Genomic DNA, 19,120 nt, shown 5'->3' with positions numbered 1-19,120 from the left:
GCAGTGCAGAGGGAAGGAGGAAGCAGTATGTACGGTATTGTGCTGATTGCCGTATTAGCGGTTACCGGAGGGGCGATTGCTTATATTGGCGACCGGTTGGGAACAAAGGTAGGGAAGCGCAAGCTGACAATATTCGGCCTGCGCCCCAAGCATACTTCCATTTTGGTAACCATTATTACCGGCATTCTCATTGTTTCCTCCACCCTCGGCGTGCTTAGCCTGGTATCCCGCGATGTGCGTACGGCCTTATTCGGCATGGAGGAGTTAAAGGCAAGACTGACCGCCTTATCCGCTGATGTGGCGAACAAAAATCAGGAACTGGAAGCCAGCCGGGCTGAGCTGGAGGCTAAAACCCGGGAGTACAGCGGATTGACCGCCAAGATTAAAGAGACTACGGCGCAGTTGGCCGCCATCACCGGCGAACTGGCCAGTGTCACTGCCGAACGCGACCGGGCGGCAGCCTCACTGGCGAAGGTACAGGCTGATTATGCTGCGGCTAAAGGCGATCTGACCAAAGCGGCCCAGGAAATCCGTGAACTGGAGGCGACCAAAAAGGAACTGGATACCCGCATCACTTCGCTTAATGAGGCGAAAACCACCCTGCAACATGATGTAGACCGCCTCAACGAGCTTACCGGCAACCTGAAAGAAGGGCTTCAGATGGTCAGGGAGGGATCCATTCTCTTCCAGAACGGCGAAGTGCTGGCTACGGCCATGGTTTCCGGCAATGCCGACCGGGCCAGCATTGAGAACAACCTGCGCGGTATCATGTATAATACCGATGAAATGCTGAAAAGCAGGCTGGGGCTATCCGGGAAAAACGTTAGTCTGCTCTGGGTTGCCCAGAAGGACTTTGATCATGCCGTAGACACCATTGTTGCCGACAAACAGACCGTTGTAGTACGCATTATTTCTACCGGTAATACGGTATATGGAGAGCCGATTATTGCCAGCATTGATACTTTCCCCAACCGCCACTTGTACGATAGCGGTGCCGTAGTGTACAGCCAGGTCTTCACGGCTCCGGAAGAAGAGGGAAAAGGAACCGAGGAACTGGTGCTGCACTTCCTGCAACAGGTAAATGCCGCGGCGACTAAGCAAGGAATTTTGGCCGATCCGCTGCAGGGAACGGTGGGTTCCATCAGCGGGGCTCAGTTCTACGATACCGTTAACAAAGTAAAAAAATACAGCTCCGGTAAAATCGAAATGACGGCGGTGGCTACTACCGATATCTCCAGTATGGGGCCACTTAAGATTGATATCCGGGTACGGGCAGTTAATTAACATAATATACCTGCCGGGAATCCTGCTATATAAGCAGGATTCTTTTTTTATGTGGCGAAATAATGATTTATAAATACATTATGTAAAATGTATTTATGGTTTGCAGTCTGCGTGACTGATCAGTCTATGCTTGATAATAAGGGATTTATGGTAAAATTTACACCTGAATATCAAGCAGGATAACGAAAAGAAACGTAGAATTATGTAAACTATAAAACCTGCGGAAGCGGCAGGGGCAATAACAGGAATAAGCCGGAAGTGAGGCAGGACCGTGAGGAAACGTGGATACTCATCAACATCCTCCTCCCGTTCGGGTTATGAATGGAAAGCCGGTGGCAACACCCGCGTAACAAACATATTTAGGGGGATTTCTCAGATGAAAAAGAGACTCTTACAAGCAGCTATTGCTGCAGCATTGACAGTAGCTTTCGCAGTTCCTGCCTTTGCGAACCCGTTTGCCGACGTTCCGGCAAAACACTGGGCTTATGATGCCGTAAACAAATTGGCAGAGGCCGGTGTTGTTGAAGGCTATGGCGACGGCACCTTCAAAGGTGACAAGACTATGACCCGTTATGAAATGGCCCAAATCGTTGCTAAAGCGATGAACAAAAATCTGAATGCCGATCAACAAGCAACTGTTGATCAATTGTCTCAGGAATTTGCCAGTGAATTGAATACTTTGGGTGTGAGAGTGGAAACTCTGGAAAACAAAATGGAAGACATGACTAAGCTTTCCGGTGATGCCCGTGTCCGTTACGGAGACGTGCAAGATGGTGTGAGCGGACTTGACTACCGTGCCCGTTTCGGTGTTGACGGTAAGATCAATGACAACATAAAATTCAATGCCCGTCTGACTACCGGCAACATTAATGCCAAAGAAGACAATTCTTCTACCAGCATTGCCCTGGATACCGCTAATGTCGGCTTCCATGCGATCGGCCTGGATAATACCATTGGCCGTCAGGACATCTTCCTGGGTTCAGGCGCCATCATGGATGGAACCTTAAATGGTATTGCTTCCCAAGTAGGTGGTTTAACCGTATTTGCCGGTAACACCAAAGAAGACGACCGTGTATATGCCGCTGAATATGGCACTGAAATTCTGGGTACCAAATTGACTGCCGACTTCCTGAAAAATGATACCACTGACGAAAAACAATATGGTGCTAACGCAGAATTTGGTGTAGGGAAAAACGTATCGGCTAACGTCGAATATGTGAAAAACGATACCACAGGTGCAGACGCTAAAGCCTATGGCATCAAACTGAACAAGCTGGGCTTAAGCGCAACCTATAGAGATGCTGAAGCCGGTGCTTTCACCAGCTACTCCACTCTTAACGAAGGTTTGGTCGATTTCGATGCTACCGGTGCTATTAAAGGCATGGAATACCAATACGACAAAGATCTTGATAAAAACGTGAACCTGAATGTTAAATACCAAGACTTTGACAACATGGCACACCGTACCGCTGCTACTGTTAGCGTAAAATTCTAATATCCTGAACCGGAAAGGCGCCCCGCTGGGGCGTCTTTTCCTTTTCCGGGTAAACAGCAGGTATTGGTTGCTTTTGGCAGAATATACTATGTAAGTCTAACCTAAGGGGTGTGGGGTTTGAAGGATTGTGTGGTAGCTGTGGACCCGGGAAGCGAAAAATGCGGGGTGGCTGTAGTACATAAACAAAAGGGAATTTTGTATAAGGCGGTTGTGCCGACACCGGAACTGGCCGGAACGGTAGAACGTCTTATCGCTGAGCACCAACTGAACCGGGTGATCGTAGGTGACCGGACCTCGTCCCGCAGCGCCCGGAAACGGCTGGCGGAAATCACCGTCAACGGCAATAAGCCGGATATCCTTGCCGTCGATGAGCATCGCTCCAGTGACGCTGCCAGGAAGCGGTACTGGCAGGAACATCCGCCCCGCGGCTGGAAACGGCTGATCCCGGTAACCATGCAGGTGCCGCCCGTGCCGGTGGATGACTATGTGGCCGTTATTCTGGCCGAACGGTTTTTAGGGATGTAAGACTAGTACCTTAACCGGAAGTGGGGTTTTTGTTAGGAAATTTTTACATAACGAGGGTAAAGTTAACAGTAGATTAAGAGTTGGTTAACTTGCTGGATTAGGGAAAATACTTATGGTATGCTGAAGCCGGAATGGATGAGAATCCGTTCCGGCTTCGTTCTTATCGCGGGCATGGACGGAACCGGTCCTTGCATACGCGGAATAGGAGCAGGCCGGAGGGAAGAAACATGGTAAAGGAAACCTGGATACTTTGCTGCCCGTTCTTCTCTCAAAGGGTTTAAAACATACATAAGGAGAGATGCGAAAATGAACATGAAGAAGAAACTGGCAGTAACCCTGGCGCTGACGGTAGCGCTGGGCGTAGGCGGCACGGCTTTGGCCGCCAATCCGTTTGTCGACGTTCCGGCAAAACACTGGTCCTATGATGCGGTATCCAAACTGGCTGCCGACGGCATTATTGACGGCTACGGCGACGGCACCTTCAAGGGCGACAAAACCATCACCCGTTATGAAATGGCAACCATTGTGGCAAAAGCCATGGCCAAAGAAGACAAGGCTGACGCCCAGCAGAAAGCCCTGATCGAAAAACTGGCGGCCGAGTACTCCGAGGAACTGGATAACTTAGGCGTGCGCGTGAGCAAGCTGGAAAAGAAAGCGGCTGCCGACAGCATCAACTTTAAAGGCGAAGCACGGCTTCGTTTTAAAACCTTTGATTTTGATGACCCCGCCAAAGAAAACAAAACAAGCAACGTATTGCGTACCCGTTTGTATGCAACCGGTAAAATCAACGATGAGTGGACCTATACCGGACGACTGGCATCTGAAAATGACCTGCGTAACGGCAGCGACGGCAAAGAAGAGAAATCGCTCAGCATGGATAACGTTTATGTTCAGGGACCTTTATTTAATGGCACGGTCACTTTCGGCCGGTTTGATTATAAACCCAATTACGCCATGCTTATCGATAGCACGCTCAATGGGGTGAATTTTGCTTTTGGCGATAAGTTAAAAACGAATTTATTCTATGGAAAAGACAATAATAATAAACTATTTGGACGTAGTGAAAGTCTTGAAAAACTGGAAATGTACGGAGTTACATCCAGCTATGCTTTAAGCCCCAACAGCAATATTAATGCCGGTTACTATAACTTTAAAAGCAATCATGATGAAGCGGTTTTTGCAACCGGTACGGACGATTCCGGTAAACTGTGGGAAGTTGGCTTTGATACCAAGCTGGTAGATAATCTGGTGCTTACTGCCGCTTATGGATCTTCCAATGCGGATGACGAGGATAAAGCCTATTTTGCGCAATTGGATTACAAAAAAGCCGACAAGAAAAAGGCCGGATCTTTCGGTGCCTGGGTCAACTACCGTCATTTTGAAGCCAACGTAGCACCTAAGACTACCTTTGACGGTGCTTATGCCAATGACAGTCAGGCAAAAGGTGGTAAAGGCTATGAAATCGGTTTTGGCTATGTACCGGTGGCAAACACTCTCTGGAAAACGAAATATGTCGATCTGAAACCGACTGTGGACGGATCGGACTATAAAACAAAATTCTTCCAAACTCAGGTCGAGTTCTTTTTCTAAACAACTTCATTACTTGGAATCGCCGGCAAATGCTGCCGGCGGTTTTTTGTTATCTAAAGGGATGCCGAATGTATTGAGTAGTAGGCATCCACAGTGGTTTCTGTATTTTTCAATACTGCTTACAGATATTCCCTTGACAGGTCTGATGGCTTGGAATATAATGAGAACAGTTGAAAATCCTGTTAACACGACATTAAAAATTATTAAAAAAACAGCAGAAAAATTTAACAATCAGGCAGGAATTATTTTGCTAAAGCAGAATATACTACATACGTAGGAAATTTTTACTTGCTATTTTCTTATACTTGATATAAATGGATCTCTCACTGAAGAGGGCTGAATGGGAAGAAAGGAGGTGCAACCTTAGGTACCCGCAAAGCAGTTCTCGAAGTAAGTGATAGATGTGAGCAAAGCTCTTTGAAAAGGAAATATGATTGAGGCAACGTGGAAACTCACTACTGTTTCCTTTCCTTGGGGAGTGCTCATGTATAAAACAAAAAACAAACCTAAGGAGAGAAAAAGAATGAAAAAAAGATTACTCGCTTTAGCTCTTGCATTTGCGTTCAGCGTTGCTGGCACTGCATTTGCTGCTAACCCGTTCGTAGACGTTCCTGCAAAACACTGGTCCTATGATGCAGTATCCAAATTGGCTGCTGATGGCATCGTTGACGGTTATGGCGACGGCACTTTCAAAGGTGACAAAACCATCACCCGTTATGAAATGGCTACTATCGTAGCAAAAGCTTTGGCTAAAGAAGACAAAGCCAATGCCGAACAAAAAGCTTTAATCGAAAAACTGGCTGCTGAATATTCCGCAGAACTTGACAACCTTGGCGTAAGAGTTGGCGCTTTGGAAAAGAAAGCTGCTGCTGACAGCGTAAACATCACTGGTGAAGCTCGTCTGAGATACAATAATTGGGATGAAGTCGCTGATCCTGCTGCTGATCGTAACAGCTTGAAACTTCGTACTCGTTTGCATGTAAACGGCAAAATTAATGACGAATGGTCCTACTATGGTCGTTTACAGGCAGAAAACAGATTGAATGGCAATGGTGGAGAAGATAGTGTTACCATGGACAATGTATATGTACAGGGTCCTATTGGTGGTGCTACTCTTACTGCCGGTAAATTTGACTATTTCAAAGGCTATGGTCTGATGATTGATAGCACACTGAATGGCGCTAACTTAGCCTTTGGCGGCGACAAAGTAAAAGCTAATGTTTTCTATGGTAAAGATAATAATGATGATATTTGGAGTTCTTACGGTACGGTAAATAGGCTCCAAGTTATGGGTGCTGATGTAACTTATGCACTATCTGATAAGTCTAATATCAATGCTGGTTACTATCAATTTAAGGACAACAAAGGTAGCGACTATGTAGAAACTGATTTTGGCGATGATTCCGTAAAAGTATGGGAAGCTGGCTTTGATACTAAGCTTGGTAAAAACTTTGGGTTACAAGCTTCTTATGGTCAATCCGATGCTAACGACGACGATACTGCCTGGTTTACTCAAGTAAGCTATAAAGGCGCTAGCGCTAAAAATGTAGGTTCCTTCGGTGCTTGGGTTAACTACCGTCATTTAGAACAATATGCTGCACCTAAAACAACTTTTGATGGTGCATATGCTTTTAATGATCAAGCAAATGGTGCAAAAGGCTTTGAAGTTGGTTTCGGTTATGCTCCAATCGAAAACGCTTTGTGGAAAGTACAGTATGTAAACTTGAAACCGACCACTGATGGCGCTGGTAGTGAAAAATCCAAATTCTTCCAAACTCAGGTTGAATTCTTCTTCTAAGATTAAACTGCAAAAGACCGCTAGCTTATGTTAGCGGTCTTTTTGTGTCATAAAATGAGAATGGATCTTTTTCATCTCTTTCTTTGTATTTTCAAATAAATTATTCTTCTTTGAAGGGGTTTAGTCAGCGAAAGGAGAATTATACCAAAGTAATATTTATGGCACTTGGTTTCAATTTATCTTTAAAAATAAGTCATGGGGGGATAACTTTGAAAAAAATATGGCTATGTTTTGCCCTGGCAACCACGCTATTGAGTGGTGCTGCTTACGCCAATCTGAATGATACGCAAGCGATCATTGCCGCTAAATACGGCGAATACAGCACGGTCATTGATGAGAGCAAAAATCACTGGACGAGGGAAGAGTGGGATAAGGAAGGGCATAAATACTCCAAGGAGCCGACTTATCTATATTCTTTTGTTTCGCAAGATCTCCCGGTACGCATGTCGGTCATGTACGAAAACAATAAGCCCGGTGCGTATGTCCAAATTCAGCATTTTAGTTTTAACTATGCCATAAAAATAAAGGATCTGAAAACGTATTTCCCGGAAGCCTATGAACTGGCAACTTCTGCAGAAGCACAAAGCTTTACATCGAAAAGAGAAATTACCAATAATTTCTTCGAACCACAATCGCCGGTAAGCTTAGGCGTAATTGTTAAGGAGAACGCAAAACAAAAAGGCAGTTATTTTACGCTGCTTGCTTTCAATGTGCAAAATGAGGGGAAATTTATCAATCACCCTGACATGATCAACGGCGATACCTATATCAAAGAGTTTACCATCGAACGCTTTTCCGCCTACAATGCCAAACGGGCCTTGGAAGGTAAACTATACGACTGGCAACCCTTACATAGTCCATTTTAAGATCGGTAGCACTAACCAAGTACCCTCAGAGGCATGCTTGGTTAGTTTTTTCATTGCCAATGGGGACGGTTCTGTTGCTTCTTTGCTTATCAGACTTTGCATTCAAACAGTAATCCAAAAAATTGGTGAATTACTTCACATTTTTGCGAGGTTTATGGTAAAATGGACTATATAGTCAATAAGGAGGGGCTGTATTGGGATTTTTTTTGCTATTGATTGTGTTTGGATCGCTGCTTACTGTTGCTTGGCCATTTACCTGGATATATCCGATACTGCTTGCTTATTTCCCGACATTAGCCCATACCGATACGGATGACGTATTATCACGTGTGGTCATGTTGGTAGTTGCTTTGCTGGTATGGTATTTATATCCGCGCATGGAGCTGCCCTCCATGCAGCTTGGCAGCATAAACCGGCAGCGCATAAAACTGCTCGTATATAGTTTTGCAGCCGGCTGTGCGGCCGTTATAGTATATTACATAGCAAAATGGCTTTCCGGAGACGGAATCATGGAGTGGGGCCGTTTTATTGATGACCGTTTTTTTCGTAATGTGTTATGGTATCTGGTGGGGGCACTTACCGTTGCTTTTCTTGAAGAAGTATTTTTTCGCGGGATTGTCTATAAAGCGTTTTGGCAGGATTTTCGCAGGAAATTTCCGGCGGCCATTATGGCGGCAGCTTTTTTCGGCAGTTTGCACTGGATTAGCTTCAAGTGGCTGTTACGCTGGGCCGGGGGACAGGAAAGCATCATAAGGGAAGCCATGTCATTGGAGTTTCTGACCCTTGATTCTGTGGGCATGTTTTTGCTCATTACCACGTTGGGGCTGCTTCTTATCTATGGCTATGAACATTCGGGAAGCCTGTATGTTCCCATTGGCATACATGCCGGCATAGTATTTGCGTCACGGATTGGGCGGAAGGTAGCCGTACCGGCTACGCCATATTCCAACGTGGATATTCTCAGTGTTACAGGTGCCAACGTCCCCTATTTGATTTTGGCTATACTGACAGCGCTATTTTTGCTGTATTTTATTAAAAATCGGTCCCGATATACATATCGGATTATCAAATAGTTTGTAAGAAAAAAACAGGGAGGAATGAACACATGAAAAAGCAATTTGTTGCCGGTTTGCTAGTTATCTGTATGTTATCCGTCGGCTTAGTTCCCGCTGCACAGGCGTTTGGGCTGGGAGATATTTTGAAGGTGGGTGGCATAGGCTTTGTCATCAACAAATTCGCCGGACCCCTGAACAACTTTATCAATACCTTAACCATGCAGCATGGGGCGGGCAATGACTATGCAACCAAGGTTGTTCCCATCTTGTCCTTCGGCAGCGGGGGCTATGTCGGCGCCGCTCAGGTAACCGGTTCTCAGGATTTGGTGAACAGAGTGCAGGCGGTTGTACAGATCGAAGGAAATTTTAACGGCAGTCAGTTCCGGGTTAAGGCGCTGATTCCGATCGACAGCAAGAATGCGGTTAAGTTTTCCCGTGTGCAGGGTGTCGGCGTATCGGCTATGATTGACGTAAAGATATAAAGACTTTTTCTTTATCCTGCCGTCCGGCAGGATATTTTTTCTTATAGCGAGAATATAACTAAGATCACATACCAAGGAGGATGATTATGCTTCGCAAAATATTATCTGCCATGCTTGTCGTTGTCTTTATGTTGTCCACTGTTGTTGTTTCTGCAGAAATTCCGCGGGAACTGAACTCTCTGGATAGAACAATAGCTGTGGAAAAAATGATATATGGTGCAGAACAGACCGGTGCGCTGCTGGACCGGGTTAAAAAACTGGAAACCGATATTTATGGCATGGAGACAGAGGATGCCCTGCTGGTCAAGATTGATAAACTATATGATTATGTATATGGCGCTTCGGTTGCTGAACCTTCCCTGCTTTTAAAATTGAATGCGGCGGAATGGAGTGTCAGCCATGCCGTCACCTCGGGACCGGCACTGCAGCGTCTGGATAATTTGGAACGGTCGATTTATGGCACCAATGAACAAGGCGGCATCAACGAGCGGCTGGCTAAACTGTTAAATATGACCTATACGTCAGGTCAACTGAATACCGTGACCACGACAGTTAACAAAGATTCGCTGATTAAAATTGAGATGGTTTCAGAACTGAATTCCAAGTCCAGCCGGGTGGGGGATGAAGTGGTGTTTCAGGTGGCCGAGGATGTCTATTTTGGCGGTGTACTGATTGTTGCCAAAGGCGCTTTGGGCACCGGCAAAGTTACGAAAGTAGAACGGTCGAGAAATTTTGGCCGGGATGCCGAACTGGAGATGTCGTTTGACAGTATTACGGCCATTGACGGCTCGCTGTTGCCTACCTATGTTGGCGAGAAGGCAAAAGCCGAGACGCAGTCCCTGGCGAAAGCCGCCGGAGCCAGTGTGGCCGGCATGGTTATTTTAGGGCCGATTGGGGTTGTAGGCGGTGCGTTTATCAAGGGAAAAGACATTACGATTAAACCGGGAGCACTCATGTATGTGCAAACCCGGGAAGATGCTGGTGTAACAGGGATTAGTGCGCAATAACAATATGTTTTTATTTAAGGACCCGCAGACCTTGCGGGTCCTTGCATATTTTCCCGCCGGTTTTCCGGCAGGAGTAAGGCTAATGATGTAGAATAGTATACATAATAGTAAAGAAATTTGAGGTAATATGTCGCTATTGCAAAATTCTGGAAGGATATTGTATTATTCCAGGCTGTAGAGTAAACTATAATAGAGTTAAATGCCAACAAATAGACAGGAGTACTTTTACATGAAAAAGCAAAAACACTTGGCAGCATGCACAGCAGGCATACTGTTGGCTGTCGCTGCTTATCTCCCGGCCTTCGCTGCGGATAATCAGGAACAGGACAAGACAAGTGCGGATACGAAAGAGAATAAAAAAGCGGAACAAAAGGCTCCTATTGTCATTGACGCCGATCAACTGAAATATGTGGATTCCACAGGTGATTTTCTGGCCCAGGGCAATGTCAATGTGACTCAGCTCGAAAGCAAGCTTCTGGCTAATGAAGTGCAGGGCAATTCCCAGCAGTTTAAAGTGTGGGTCCAGGATAATGCTCTCTTTATGCAGCCGGGCCTTTATATGGAAGGTCATGCGCTAGATTATAACTATCAGGACCATACCGGCCATATTGAAGAGGCCAAGGGGAAAATTGGCGACGAACACGTATATGGCAACCAGATCGAGCTGGATCCGGAAATGAATGTCATACGAAACGGCTATATGACCCGCTGTCCGGCCAAAGTCCCCGACTACCGCATGAGTGCCGAACGCATCGAAATCTGGCCCGGGGATCATTATATTGCCTATAACGCAAAGTTTTGGATCAAAAATACGGTTATTTATTCGATGCCGACTTATCGGGGTTCACTCAAGAAGGGTGAAGGAGGGATGGAATTTCCCAAAATCGGCTATGATAGTGACGGCATCACGTTAAAACAACACTTAGAAGCTCCCATTGGAAACGATAATAAGCTATTGGCTTTTGCTGATTTGCGTTATTATTCCAATGAAGGGTTTAGACCATTGTACGGCTTTAGGGATGTGGAAGAGGATTATGAAATAAAATTACAGCAAGGTTATTTGAAAGACGATGACGATTCATGGATCAAAGTAAAACCGGAGTTGAGTTTTAACACGGCACGTAAACGGTTGGGAAGTTCTCCTTTCAGTTATACGTACGGTGCTTCCTATGGTCAGTGGGAAGATTCCCGTAAAAGCAGCTGGCGGCAGGATTACCATGTATATTTTTCCCGGGATCCCATTAAGCTCAGTGATTCTACGACCCTCAATTTTGGGACAGGCATTAGCTATATTAAAGAAAGCTACGATGACTCTACCTGGACACCATTTCGGTTTGATGTCCGTGTTAACAAGAAGGTATCCGACCGCTTTTCAACCTGGGTCGGCTATTCCTACAATCATGACTATGATACTACCTTTAGCTATAACCAGCCGAATTCGGAGCAGGAACTGCGTACCGGGTTCAACTATAAAATCGACCGGTTAAACGCGATTGCGTACAACTACACCTATGAAATTGACGGTCATAGAGTGAAGGATGTCGACTATACCTGGACCCACAATTTGCACTGCTGGGATGCGCATATTACGTACCGGGCAAAAAGGGATCAAATCAAGTTCGAGATTGACATGGCTCACTTTTAAAGGAGACGGTTTCGTTGCAGACATTGTTAGGCCTTGTGCCTAAGTTAAAGAATAAAAATATTATGGTCATCGGCGATATGGTAGCCGACGTATACCTGGAAGGGAAAATATCCCGCATTTCCCGGGAGGCGCCGGTTTTGATTCTGGAGCACTCGGCAGAACAGGTGCTGCCGGGTGGAGCGGCCAACGCTGCGTATAATGCCGCCGCTCTGGGCGGTGATGTATACACAGTGGGGATAGTCGGAAATGACTATGCCGGCAGCCAACTGCAGAAAGATTTAAGAAACAGGGGTATCCATGCCGATGGTCTGATGACTGACACCGTCCGGCCGACCATTACAAAAACCCGGGTTATGGCCGGTGGGCAGGCTACTGTACGCCAGCAGATCGTACGTATTGATAAGGAAAGCAAAGAACCCGTCCAGCCGGAAACAGAAAACACATTGTTGGAATATATAAAGGCGACCATACAGCATATGACTGCCGTAGTCCTGAGTGACTATGGCAGTCATACCGTATCGCCGCGTATCAGGGAGTTTGTCATCGGCTATTGCCGTTCCCAGGAGATTCCCTGTATGGTTGATTCCCGCTATGATGTCATGTCCTATACCGGGGTGACGGTGGTAAAACAAAATGAAACCGAGGCTGCTGCTGCCTTAGGCTTAAAAGCAATGGATACGGATACGCTGCTGCAGGCAGGCCGGACCATACTGGAACGGTTAGGGTCCGAGGCTGTCCTCATTACGCGCGGCCCGGATGGGATGCTGCTTTTCGAAAAGAATGGTCAGATAAGTGATATTCCGGTAACTAATAAAAGTGATGTATATGATGTGACCGGTGCCGGGGATACGGTGGTTGCGACCATGATTTTAGCATTGGCAGCCGGGGCGCCGTATCGTGATGCCGCCAGACTGTCCAATTTTGCCGCCGGTATTGTTGTCAGGAAACCCGGCACAGCTACGACCAATCCGGAAGAACTGCAAGAGGCCATTGGCAATCACGAAGCTTAACAGCAGCGCAGGGGGAATTCAGTATGTCCGTTATATTACGCGATCAAGTCCAATCAATAACGGCTAACTTAAAAGCCGCTGGTAAAACGGTTGTATTTACCAACGGCTGTTTTGACATATTGCATGTTGGTCATGTCCGCTATCTGACTGCGGCCCGTAAGCTGGGGGATTGTTTGATTGTAGGGCTGAATACGGATGACTCTGTACGCAGGCTGAAAGGTCCGTCACGTCCGGTTAACAACGAAAATGACCGGGCCGAAGTGCTGGCTGCCTTGTCTGCCGTTGACTATGTGGTGCTGTTTGGAGAAAGTACGGCCTGTGAATTAGCCGGTGCGATTCAACCTGATATTTATGTCAAAGGCGGCGATTATGTGATTGAAGACCTGCCGGAAGCCAAAATTGTAGCGGAGCATGGCGGCAAAACCGTCCTCGTCCCTATGGTGGAGGGCAGTTCGTCAACGAATATTATTAATAAAATAAAAGCATAATGATCAACCACAGAGTACGCAGAGGATACAAGGTTAAATTGGTACGGTGCGATATTATTGCACGGAAAAACTCTGCGTTCTCTGCGTACTCTGTGGTTCAGAAAAGGTTGGTTAAAAATGTCCTACCGCAATATTCTTATCGTCAAGCTAAGCGCCATTGGTGATGTGGTCCACGCTTTGCCGGTAGCTTACGCTTTAAAGCAAGCTTATCCTGAAGCGCGCATCACCTGGGTTGTTGAAAAACCGGCTTACGATTTATTGACGAATAATCCGGATATTGATGACATTATAATATTTGATAAACCCAAATTTAAATCCTTAAAGGGAGCAATTTGCCATGCTCCGGAGTTGTCCAAACAGTTGAAACAGCATCGTTTTGATTTGGCCATTGATTTGCAGGGATTGTTCAAAAGCAGCATGATAAGCTGGCTGAGCGGCGCCCGTGAGAGGCTGGTATACTGCAATGCCCGGGAAGGCAGTCATTTGGTGAGCAAGCGTGTATGCGGGAAATATAGTTCAGGCCATGTCGTGGAACGCTATCTGGATGTTGCGCGTTTTTTAGGGTGTAAGGTGGGAAAAGTACGATTCCCAGTACATATTACTCCCCAAGAAGCCGGGCAGGCGGCAGCGATTGCCGCTCAGTCAGGGTTTACGCCGGATAATCCGTACGTGATTCTGGCGCCGGGAGCAAACTGGCCGAATAAATGCTGGCCTGTCCCCTATTTTGCAGAGTTGGTCGACCGGTTATATGCCGAGCAGCTTATACCGGTAATCATCGGCGGCCCCAAGGAGCGCCAGGCTTTTGAGGAGATTGCCGCTAAAACTTCTATCCCGCCGGTTGATCTGGTTGGCAAAACGACACTGAAGCAACTGGCACCCATTATAAAGTCAGCCCGGGCTTTTGTCGGCGGCGATACCGGGCCGATGCATCTGGCGGCGGCACTGGAAACACCGGTGGTGGCACTGTATGGCCCCACTGATACCAACCGGAATGGCCCTTACGGCACCGGTCATCAGTCCATCACCATCAGCGCCGACTGTGCCGGCTGCTGGCGGCGGCAATGCCCGAAGAATATAGACTGCCTGGCACAAATTCCGGTTGATGCAGTATATGATTCGTTAAAAACAATTATTGCTCAATGGGTTGAAGTGTGACTATAGTTGATTAATGCATGTTGGAGGATGACAATATTTTGAAAAAGTTAGTGTCTATCGTCGTTCCGGCTTATAACGTAGAGACGGAGATTGAGGATTGCATTCGCTCGGTACAACAGCAGACTTATCCGGAATGGGAACTGCTGGTGGTAAATGACGGATCAAAGGATTCTACCGCTGCTATTGTGGAGAAAGTGGCGGCGGAGGATTCCCGCATCCATTTATTTAATCAGCAAAATGCCGGTGTATCCAGTGCGAGAAACACGGGGATAAGAGAGGCGTCAGGTATTTATATTGCTTTTCTTGATGGGGATGATATGTGGGAGCCTGAGTTTCTGGAAGAAATGATCGCGGCAAAAGAGAAATATCATGTGCCTATGGTGTATTGCGGCTATTCTCACTTGTATACCGGCGGGATAAGGCGGAAATTCACATACCCCTATGTAAATGGACATATATTGCATGACGTGATCAATAAAAAGACACAAATTCACATTGGTGCTATACTCGTTGACAAGAGCGTTATCGACCAGCACAATCTGAGTTTTACTGAAGGCTGCTTAGTAGCGCAAGACCAGGAGTTTGTCAAAAAACTGGTTTCTCTTGTAGCGGTAAGAGCAGTTCCGAGGGAACTTATGATTTACCGGATTCGTACCGGTTCGGCAATAAGAGCGAAATGGGACTGGAAGAAGCATATCCATGGAGTATATGCTTTTCGCCGTTCTGCAAAGTTTATTCTGTTGCAGAGTCTGATTCACTATGATAAGCAGCAGCTGGCCCGGGATTTGGCTGTGCGGGAGGCGTTTAATCTATATAAACTGCTGTGGCGAATGATAAAAAACGGATATGAACAAGAGGCTCTGGAATTAATGAATGACGAAGAAAATGTTCGGTCACTGGAAAAACTGGAAGTGGACAGAGTAAAGTTTATTCATCGCCTGAAATGCAGTGCAGTCAAATCCAGGAATAAATTTTTGTGGTGGCTGCTGCGTTATGTATAAGTAGCTATTTTCAGTTAGAGATATGTTGATATAACTGATCAAGCTTTGCGGCAATTACCTGAATATCGTAATGATTTTTCATATAAGTGCTGGCTGTTGCACCAAGTTTGCCGATTTCATCCCTGTTGTCTAATAACTCGGTCAGCTTATGGCTAAAATCGTGATAGTCGCCGCTGGTAAACAGCAAGCCTGCTTTTTCAGGAGATATGAGATCGGTATTTCCGCCGATGTCGGAAGCGATACAGGCGCAGCCGCAGGACATGGCTTCTATGAGTGCATTGGGCAAGCCTTCTTTCCGTGAGGGAAACAAAAAAATATCGGCCGCTTGCATATACGGCGCGGAATCGGGAACCTGACCAAAAACAGTGATGGCAGTAGGCGAAGTACGTTCCATTAATGCCTGAATATGGGACTGTGCTTCCGCACTGCCATCGCCGACTATTGCAAGATGAAGGTCTTTATGTTTCTCCCATATCTTTGGCCAGGCGTTGACGAGCAGATCAAATCCCTTCCGATGAATCAGACGGCTACAAAATAGTGCAATTAATTGATCTTCAGGCAAGTCCAGTTTTTTTCGAAGTGCATGCCGTTCCTCCGCTAAAACAGGGTGAAATCTTTTCATATCTACACCGTTGGTGATGGAATGAATTCTTTCCGGTAAAAATTTGCAGTGAATAAGCTCGTCCGCAATTTCTTTACTAATGGTAATATAGGCGGATGCCTGACGGGAAAGCAAATTGATGAACCTTCGAAAAGGAATGAAACTCTTAGGCAAAATCCTGTCCAAAGAAGTAGGAGAGAAGACTTGACCGCCAATCGTGATTTTCATTACTGAAGGAATGTTTAACAGCCTGCAGATAAAAGCGGCTACTGCAGTAAATACATGCTGGCCATGTAGATGAACGATATCGAAGTGTTCCTTGTTTCGCCACAACAGGAAAGCCGTAATGATACTGCGAAATCCAGTAGGCCATACCCGATAGACGTTCACGCCGTCTATTTCTTCATGAAACTTGCTTTCTTTTACCTTCTTTTTTGCGATAACCGTAATAGAATGTCCCAAATCTTGCAAGGCGTGAAGCTGGGTATCAGCCTGCAGTTCTGCGCCGGTATGGGTTCTTCCCGGTTCTTTATAACTAGTTACGATCATACAGATATGCATAATAAACCTCCAATATAGGGTGACAAAAACATATTAACATAGAACGTTAGAGAATGTATATCATAAATGTGTATGTAGCAAAAAATAAAACGGGGGTAGAACCTGCTTATGAAAAAAGTGTTGTTTATTGTATTTGGCGGAGTTAATAAACCAAGTACGTACTATAGGGTCGTACAATTTCTTAATAAAATACATGAGTCGAAGCAGGACTTTGTATATGAAATGCTTACTACACCGCAAAAGCCCGCGGTAAGACATTATCCGAAAATATTGCGTGGCTTGGTACATGCATTGAATTTGGTTAAATTTTATTATCTCATATGCTATTATGTTATTAGATATGCGGACAGTGTATTTATCCAAAAAACTATTCTTCCTCAATTTATTATTAGGCTGATTAAATTTCGTAATATTCCCTTCCTTTTTGACTTTGATGATGCTATATATGCTTCTTTCTCAGAAATTAAGAAAAAAAGGAAAAGTAAAATTCAAGCTCTGGCGTTTATGCTGAAGCATGCTAATACAGTTTTGGCAGGTAACCGGGTGCTAGGGGAATATGCTACTCAATTTCGTCCTGATTGTGAAATAACTCCAACTGTAATCGATCTGGATAATTATTGTGCGTTAAAAAACACTCAATACTTTAATTATACAATTGGTTGGATTGGTACATCGCAAAACCTAGTATTTTTAGAAATGCTTGTGAAGCCGTTACGGGTACTTCGACAGGAATTTCCTCAGTTAAAGTTGCTTGTAATATGTGATAAGCCGTTTGTTTTGGATGACTTTACTGTAAATAAGCAGTGGAGAAGAGAAACGTACATTGAAGATATGCTCAGTATGGATATCGGAGTAATGCCGCTGGTTGAGGATAAGTGGACCAGGGGGAAATGTTCGTTTAAGGCCATTCAGTATATGGCATTAGGAATCCCGGTAGTTGTCTCTCCGGTTGGCATGAATACGGAAGTGGTGCAGGATGGAATCAGTGGGTATCTGGCTTCTACGGATGAAGAATGGGTGTTGAGGTTGCGAAATCTTATCATAGATCGTAAACTCCGCCAAGCTTTCGCTATAGCGGGAAGAAAGAAGGTTGAAGATAACTATTCTCTACAAGCATGGATACACAAGTGGTATAATTTAGCCATAGGAGAAAAAAAGGTTGTTGTTTGGTATAGTTTAATATCAGTGTTAAGTCAAAATTTGCAATAAATTAAATTAAAGGGAAGGTAACTATGTATAAGATATCAGTGGCAGGAACCGGATATGTCGGCTTAGTTGCCGGGGTTTGTTTCGCGGAAGTTGGTCATCATGTCACCTGTGTGGATATTGATGAAAATAAAGTACAAAGTATGAAACAGGGGATTTCTCCTATTTTTGAGGTCGGTCTCGAAGAATTGATGCGAAAGAATTATGAAGCCGGCAGATTGCATTATACGACGGATTATGCTTCGGCATACAAAGAGGCCGATGCTATTTTTATTGGTGTGGGAACCCCTGAGCAGCCTGATGGTTCTGCCAATCTATCCTATATAGCGACGGCAGCAAGGCAAATTGCGGAAAATATTGAAAAAGACTGCCTTGTTGTAGTAAAATCCACTGTTCCTGTAGGGACGAATGATAAAGTCGAGCAATTTATTAAAGACTTTCTAGTGCATGACGTAAAGGTTGAAGTAGCTTCCAATCCGGAGTTTCTAGCGCAGGGCACGGCAGTGTATGATACTTTGCATGCCAAAAGAATTATCATCGGTACGGAGAGTAAATGGGCTAAAGATATACTTATGAAGATATATGAACCGTTTCATCTTCCGATCGTTTCTGTTACCCGCCGTTCGGCAGAAATGATCAAGTATGCTTCCAATGATTTCTTAGCACTTAAGATATCTTACATGAATGATATTGCTAACCTTTGTGAATTGGTCGGCGCGGATATTCAGGATGTCGCAAAAGGCATGAGCTTTGATGAGCGCATTGGAGCGAAGTTCCTCAATGCCGGTATCGGCTATGGTGGCTCCTGTTTCCCGAAAGATACTAAAGCACTGGAGTATTTGGCAAGGCAAAATGGCTATGAACTGCGGACAGTAAAAGCCGCTATTGATGTCAATACAGATCAAAAGACAATACTGTTTAAAAAAGCAAGTAGAAGACTCATTACGTTTCATGGTTTAAAGGTAGCTGTTCTTGGGCTGACCTTTAAACCGGGAACGGACGATTTGCGGGAAGCTCCGTCTTTAGAAAATGTACCGTTATTATTGGAACAGGGAGCCGAAATTTACGCATATGACCCTGTTGGTATCAATAACTTCAAGAGGAAATACCCGGAAGGGAGAAACGGCAGGGGAACTATACGGTATGTTAACAAACCAGAGGAAGCTTTGTCCGAGGCGAATGTCTGCTTCATTTTCACCGAGTGGGGTGAGATAAAGGCTGTGAAGCCGGCAGAATATAAAAAATATATGAGAACGCCTTTAGTTTATGATGGAAGAAATATTTATGAAATTGATGTGATGAAAGATGCAGGAGTAGAGTATTGCTCTGTTGGCAGGAAATAGCGTGAAAG

Annotated in this window: 17 protein-coding genes; 16 read left to right on the top strand and 1 reads right to left on the bottom strand. The window is 45.3% G+C overall.

All coding sequences use genetic code 11. The annotated features are described in order from the left end of the window. Window positions 1-27 precede the first annotated feature (27 nt). From P22_RS02960 to P22_RS02890, 14 genes are all read left to right on the top strand, one after another. Window positions 28-1,284, top strand: a complete 1,257-nt coding sequence (locus tag P22_RS02960) for a DUF3084 domain-containing protein (protein ID WP_054258717.1) — start codon at window positions 28-30, stop codon at window positions 1,282-1,284. A gap of 376 nt (window positions 1,285-1,660) precedes the next feature. Further along, window positions 1,661-2,779, top strand: coding sequence for an S-layer homology domain-containing protein (locus tag P22_RS02955; RefSeq protein WP_054258716.1), 1,119 nt, complete (start codon window positions 1,661-1,663; stop codon window positions 2,777-2,779). A gap of 117 nt (window positions 2,780-2,896) precedes the next feature. Then, window positions 2,897-3,304 (top strand): RuvC family protein, encoded by a 408-nt coding sequence (locus tag P22_RS02950; protein WP_054258715.1) that lies wholly within the window; start codon window positions 2,897-2,899, stop codon window positions 3,302-3,304. Between the two features lie 312 nt (window positions 3,305-3,616). Next, window positions 3,617-4,894, top strand: coding sequence for an S-layer homology domain-containing protein (locus P22_RS02945; RefSeq protein WP_054258808.1), 1,278 nt, complete (start codon window positions 3,617-3,619; stop codon window positions 4,892-4,894). 523 nt (window positions 4,895-5,417) lie between these two features. Beyond that, window positions 5,418-6,692 (top strand): S-layer homology domain-containing protein, encoded by a 1,275-nt coding sequence (locus P22_RS02935; RefSeq protein ID WP_054258713.1) that lies wholly within the window; start codon window positions 5,418-5,420, stop codon window positions 6,690-6,692. Between the two features lie 209 nt (window positions 6,693-6,901). Next, the gene (locus P22_RS02930; RefSeq protein ID WP_054258712.1) at window positions 6,902-7,558 is read left to right on the top strand and encodes a hypothetical protein; all 657 of its coding nucleotides are present in this window, start codon (window positions 6,902-6,904) and stop codon (window positions 7,556-7,558) included. Between the two features lie 194 nt (window positions 7,559-7,752). Then, window positions 7,753-8,631: a CPBP family intramembrane glutamic endopeptidase gene (locus tag P22_RS02925; protein ID WP_054258711.1), complete on the top strand. Its 879-nt coding sequence runs from the start codon at window positions 7,753-7,755 to the stop codon at window positions 8,629-8,631. 32 nt (window positions 8,632-8,663) lie between these two features. Continuing rightward, window positions 8,664-9,095 carry a hypothetical protein gene (locus P22_RS02920; RefSeq protein WP_054258710.1) on the top strand — a complete coding sequence of 144 codons (432 nt, stop codon included), beginning with the start codon at window positions 8,664-8,666 and terminating at the stop codon, window positions 9,093-9,095. 86 nt (window positions 9,096-9,181) lie between these two features. Beyond that, window positions 9,182-10,102, top strand: coding sequence for a hypothetical protein (locus P22_RS02915; protein WP_054258709.1), 921 nt, complete (start codon window positions 9,182-9,184; stop codon window positions 10,100-10,102). A gap of 229 nt (window positions 10,103-10,331) precedes the next feature. After that, a complete protein-coding gene (locus P22_RS02910) occupies window positions 10,332-11,747 on the top strand; it encodes an LPS-assembly protein LptD (RefSeq protein ID WP_054258708.1) in 1,416 nt (471 codons plus the stop codon). Between the two features lie 62 nt (window positions 11,748-11,809). Further along, window positions 11,810-12,757: a bifunctional heptose 7-phosphate kinase/heptose 1-phosphate adenyltransferase gene (locus P22_RS02905; protein ID WP_054258807.1), complete on the top strand. Its 948-nt coding sequence runs from the start codon at window positions 11,810-11,812 to the stop codon at window positions 12,755-12,757. Between the two features lie 23 nt (window positions 12,758-12,780). Further along, window positions 12,781-13,245, top strand: a complete 465-nt coding sequence (gene rfaE2 / locus P22_RS02900) for a D-glycero-beta-D-manno-heptose 1-phosphate adenylyltransferase (protein ID WP_054258707.1) — start codon at window positions 12,781-12,783, stop codon at window positions 13,243-13,245. Between the two features lie 117 nt (window positions 13,246-13,362). Further along, complete coding sequence (waaF, locus tag P22_RS02895) at window positions 13,363-14,400, top strand: lipopolysaccharide heptosyltransferase II (RefSeq protein ID WP_054258706.1); 1,038 nt, start codon at window positions 13,363-13,365, stop codon at window positions 14,398-14,400. Window positions 14,401-14,438: 38 nt separating this feature from the next. Then, window positions 14,439-15,401, top strand: a complete 963-nt coding sequence (locus tag P22_RS02890; protein ID WP_054258705.1) for a glycosyltransferase family 2 protein — start codon at window positions 14,439-14,441, stop codon at window positions 15,399-15,401. A gap of 10 nt (window positions 15,402-15,411) precedes the next feature. Here the strand turns inward: P22_RS02890 and P22_RS02885 are convergent, their stop codons facing one another. Further along, window positions 15,412-16,563: a glycosyltransferase family 4 protein gene (locus P22_RS02885; protein ID WP_054258704.1), complete on the bottom strand. Its 1,152-nt coding sequence runs from the start codon at window positions 16,561-16,563 to the stop codon at window positions 15,412-15,414. A 108-nt stretch (window positions 16,564-16,671) separates the two neighbouring features. On the opposite strand from P22_RS02885, the gene P22_RS02880 reads away from it, so the two are divergent. Together P22_RS02880 and P22_RS02875 are read left to right on the top strand one after the other, a co-directional pair. Further along, window positions 16,672-17,772 carry a glycosyltransferase family 4 protein gene (locus P22_RS02880; protein WP_054258703.1) on the top strand — a complete coding sequence of 367 codons (1,101 nt, stop codon included), beginning with the start codon at window positions 16,672-16,674 and terminating at the stop codon, window positions 17,770-17,772. A 23-nt stretch (window positions 17,773-17,795) separates the two neighbouring features. Further along, the gene (locus P22_RS02875; protein WP_054258702.1) at window positions 17,796-19,112 is read left to right on the top strand and encodes a UDP-glucose dehydrogenase family protein; all 1,317 of its coding nucleotides are present in this window, start codon (window positions 17,796-17,798) and stop codon (window positions 19,110-19,112) included. Window positions 19,113-19,120: the final 8 nt, after the last annotated feature.

It is taken from the genome of Propionispora sp. 2/2-37, from assembly GCF_001298735.1.
Classification (GTDB): Bacteria; Bacillota; Negativicutes; order Propionisporales; family Propionisporaceae; genus Propionispora.
The sequence above is the reverse complement of the archived record's forward strand: the minus strand, read 5'-3'. Positions and strand labels throughout refer to the sequence as shown.